Origin of the sequence: Methylobacterium sp. WL116 (assembly GCF_008039455.1) — a bacterium.
GTDB lineage: Bacteria > Pseudomonadota > Alphaproteobacteria > Rhizobiales > Beijerinckiaceae > Methylobacterium.
Map to the genome: position 1 here is coordinate 1 of NZ_VRUV01000461.1, position 3645 is coordinate 3645.

Annotated in this window: 5 protein-coding genes; 1 reads left to right on the forward strand and 4 read right to left on the reverse strand. The window is 74.9% G+C overall.

All coding sequences use genetic code 11. The features are described 5' to 3' along the window. The coding region (locus FV223_RS22720) for a SelB C-terminal domain-containing protein (protein WP_187276216.1) at window positions 1-412 on the forward strand (412 nt) is incomplete at its 5' end. A 21-nt stretch (window positions 413-433) separates the two neighbouring features. Here FV223_RS22720 and FV223_RS22725 read toward each other — a convergent pair. The 4 genes from FV223_RS22725 to FV223_RS22740 all read right to left on the reverse strand — a co-directional run. Next, entirely contained in the window at window positions 434-1732 is a 1299-nt protein-coding gene (locus FV223_RS22725) for an MSMEG_0569 family flavin-dependent oxidoreductase (RefSeq protein ID WP_147729116.1), read from the reverse strand. Between the two features lie 72 nt (window positions 1733-1804). Continuing rightward, window positions 1805-2083 (reverse strand): MSMEG_0570 family nitrogen starvation response protein, encoded by a 279-nt coding sequence (locus FV223_RS22730; protein ID WP_147729117.1) that lies wholly within the window; start codon window positions 2081-2083, stop codon window positions 1805-1807. Beyond that, entirely contained in the window at window positions 2076-3254 is a 1179-nt protein-coding gene (locus tag FV223_RS22735; protein WP_147729118.1) for an MSMEG_0565 family glycosyltransferase, read from the reverse strand. Before FV223_RS22735 ends, FV223_RS22730 begins: the two co-directional genes overlap by 8 nt. A gap of 4 nt (window positions 3255-3258) precedes the next feature. Next, window positions 3259-3645 (reverse strand): AIR synthase-related protein (locus FV223_RS22740; protein ID WP_246687946.1); only part of this gene is annotated, 387 nt, incomplete at its 5' end.

Genomic DNA, 3645 nt, shown 5'->3' on the forward strand with positions numbered 1-3645 from the left:
CTTCCGCCGCGCGGCGTTCAACCCGGCCCGCAACGAGAGCGAGGTCGCCCGGCGCCTGGAAGCCGTGTTCCGCCAGGCCGGGCTCAACCCGCCCGACGAGGCGGAGGCGATCGGGCGCGACGTGCGCCGCCGCGAGGCGCTGACCTACCTCGTCGGCGCCGGCACGGTGATCCGCGCCGTCGACCGGGTGCAGCGCCGCGCCGTGCTGTTCCACAAGGCGGCGGTGGAGGAGGCCCGGGCCAAGCTCCGCACCGCCTTCCCCGGGGCGACCCAGCCCGAATCCGGCTTCCTCGCCCGCGAGGCGGGGGCGGCCTTGGGCATCTCGCGAAAATTCTCGATCCCGCTGCTCGAGCACCTCGACGCCACCGGCTTCACCCGCCGGGCCGGCGACCGGCGGGTGATCGTCGGGTAGGCCTTCGCGGAGGCCGCCGTCTCAGCTGGCGATCGGAAGCGGCTGCGCGGCGGCGGCTCCGGCGATCGCGTCGGCGAGGTAGGCGGTGTCCTGCGCGATGCCGGAGAAGCGCCCCGAGCCCCAGGTCCAGAGCCAGGGCATGCCGACGACGTAGAGCCCGTCCTGGGCGGTGACGCCGCGGCGGTGCACCGGCAGGCCGCGGCCGTCGAGGATGTCGGCCTCGACGAAGCCGAAATCGGCACGGAACCCCGTCGCCCAGATCACGCTGCGGATTCCGGCCGTCGCGAGGTCGAGCACGGGCTCGAACGGGCCGGGCTGCCAGACGGGGGCGTAGTGCGCCTCCTCCGGGGCCGCGATGCCGGCTGCCGCGATGTGCCGGTCGATGGCGGCCTGGATGCCGACATGGACCGCGTCCGCCCCGTCGAGGTTCTTCGCAAGATCGTCGGCGAAGGCGAGGCGGGGGCCGTCGATGCCCGTCAGCCGCCCGTGCAGGCGCATGCCTTCCAGGGCGAAGCGGCGCAGGTCGATGTCGCGCCCGCCGTCGCGGCCGGTGAGGTAGTGGTTGGCCTTGCGCCGGACCTCGTCCTTCAGCGGATGCTTCTCGACCGTGAGGTCGTACTGGCCCATCTCGGCGAGCCAGTCGACGGCGTCGCGCCCGCGGTAGACCCGCGGGCAGCGCGGCGCCGAACCGGTGACGAGATGCACCGTCCGGCCGGCCAGGTGCAGGTCCTCCGCGATCTGGCAGCCGGACTGGCCGGAGCCGACGACGAGCACCGCCCCGTCCGGCATCTGCGCCGGGTTGCGGTAGGCCGAGGAATGGACCTGCCGCACCTCCGCCGGCAGGCCCGCGGCCATCGCCGGGATCGCCGGCAGGTGGTAGCCGCTGATCGCCAGCACCACCGCGTCGGCGGTGTGGACCCCCTCCCCCGTGGCGACGGCGAATCCCCCCTCGGGCCGCGGGCGGATCGCCGCGACGCCGACGCCCTCGCGCAGGGGCGCCGCGATGTGGCGGGCATAGGCCTCGATGTAGCCGACGATCTCCTCCCGCCGCATGAAGCCGTGCGGGTCCCGGCCGTCATGGGACGGCCCGTCGTAGGGGAAGTCCGGCAACCGGCACTGCCAGTTCGGGGTGACGAGGCAGAAGCTGTCCCAGCGCTGGGTCCGCCAAGTGTGCGCGATGCGGTTCTTCTCGAAGACCACGTGGCGGATGTCGCGGTTGGCGAGCTGCCGGCTCATCGCGAGCCCGGCCTGGCCGCCGCCGACGACGATCACGGGCCAGTGCGCGGGCGAATGGGTGTCCGGCTCGGGCTGGCGGCTCATGGCGCGTCTCCTGGTCTCTGGCGAAGGCCCGCCCGCGTGCGGGCGGAGCGAACGGTCATTCCTCGCGAACGGTCATTCCTCGAAGGCCTCGACGTGGACGGTGCCCGGCGCCTGCCGGCGCGCGCCCTCCTCGATCCGGGCGAGCTGCGCGAGCGCCCGGCCGCAGGGGAAGCCGTAGCGCTCGCGCACCCGTTCGCTCGCGATCCCGAGCGCGGTGCGGCTCAGCGCGACGAACTCGGCCAGCGGATAGTCCTGGCCGACCGCGAGGTGGTCCTTGATCACCAGGGAGGGCGAGTAGCAGGCCTCGCGGGCGCCGTCGGGCCAGCGGATGTGGAAGCGCATCTCAGGCATGGGACGTCTCCAAGCGCCGGCGCGCGCAGGCGGCGTAGGCCGGCAGGTGCCGCTCGGCGCAGAGCCGCCAGGGATGGGTCTTGGCGATCGCGAGCCCGGCCGGGATCAGGCGCGCCCGGACCTCCGGGTCGAGGGCGGCCTTCATCGCGCGGGCGATCGCGGCGGCGTCGTCGGGATCGACGAACAGGGCGTCGCGGGGCCCGAGATACTCGGTGAACGGCGCGCAGTCGGAGACGATCGCCGGGGTGCCGCTCGCCATCGCCTCGAGCACGCAGAGGCCGAACCCCTCGCTCAGCGACGGGAACACCAGGGCGTCGGCGCGGCGGTAGAGGGCCGGCATGACGGCCTGCGCCACCGGCCCGGTCTCGACCACCGCCTGCCCGGGCCCGACGGCGAGACCCGCCCGCGCCAGCGCGTCCCGGCAGCGGGCCCGGTAATCCGCGTGGTCGAGGAGCGAGGCGCCGCCCGCCACCACGAGCTGCGCCTCCGGGTGCGAGGCCCGGAACGCGGCGAACGCTGCGACGATGCCCAGCGTGTTCTTGCGCGCCTCGAAGCCGCCGACGGCGAGCAGCACCGGGCCGGTCCTGAGGCCGAAGCGCGCCGCGACCGCCGCGTCGTCGTCGGCCGGCTCGGGTGCGTAGGCGTCGGTGTCGATCCCGTTGCCGACGATCGTCGCCTCGGCCCCGTAATCGCTCGCGAGCACGCCCTTCCAGCCGGCGCTGACGCAGAGCAGCGCCTGCGCGTCCAGGATCGCCCGGTCCTGCCACTGCGCGAGCTGCGGATCGCTGAACGCGTCGACGTGGTGGACGGTGCGGACGAAGCCCGGGATCAGGCGGCGGCGGGCCAGGGTCGCGAGCGCGTTGCCGCCGATGCCGCAATGGGCGTGGAACAGGTCGAAGTCGCAGGCCGCCGGCGTCGCGAAATGGCGGAGGTAGTCGGCGATCCGCGCCCGGACGAGCTCGACCGTCGTCCCGGCCGCGGGCTTGGCCGCGACCGAGACGGTGGGGCAGCGCGCGGGGCGGAAGAAGCCGCCGCCGGTGGGGTCGGGGGCGTGCACGCTGGCCTCGTGCCCGAGCCCGCACAGCGCTTCCGCCAGCGCCAGGGCATGCACCACGCCGCCGCGCGGGTTGGTCGAATGCGTCAGGATCGCGATGCGCAGCTGCCGCGGCATGGGTTCACGCTCCCTCGCCGCGGGTCGCGCCGCAGCCGATCAGCGGCGAGCTGCCGAAATCCCACACCACTGCCTCCTCCGTCCCGCGCGCCACCCGCGCGACCCGGCTCGCGTCGAGGCTGCCGATCCCGGCGGCCGCGATCCCGCGTTCGGTGAAGCGCCCGACGACCGCGGGCGCCTCGGCGGGGGCGGCCGCGACGAGGTAGCCGAAGCTCGGAAAGGCGGTGAGCCAGCGCTCCAGCGCGACGCCGTCGGGGATCGGGAGCCGGTCGAGGTCGATCCGGCCGCCGACGCCGGAGCATTCCATCAGCATCAGCGCGGTGCCGACGAGCCCGGCCATGCTGATGTCCTTGGCGGCCCGCGCCAGGCCGTCGGCCGCGAGCCCCGCCAG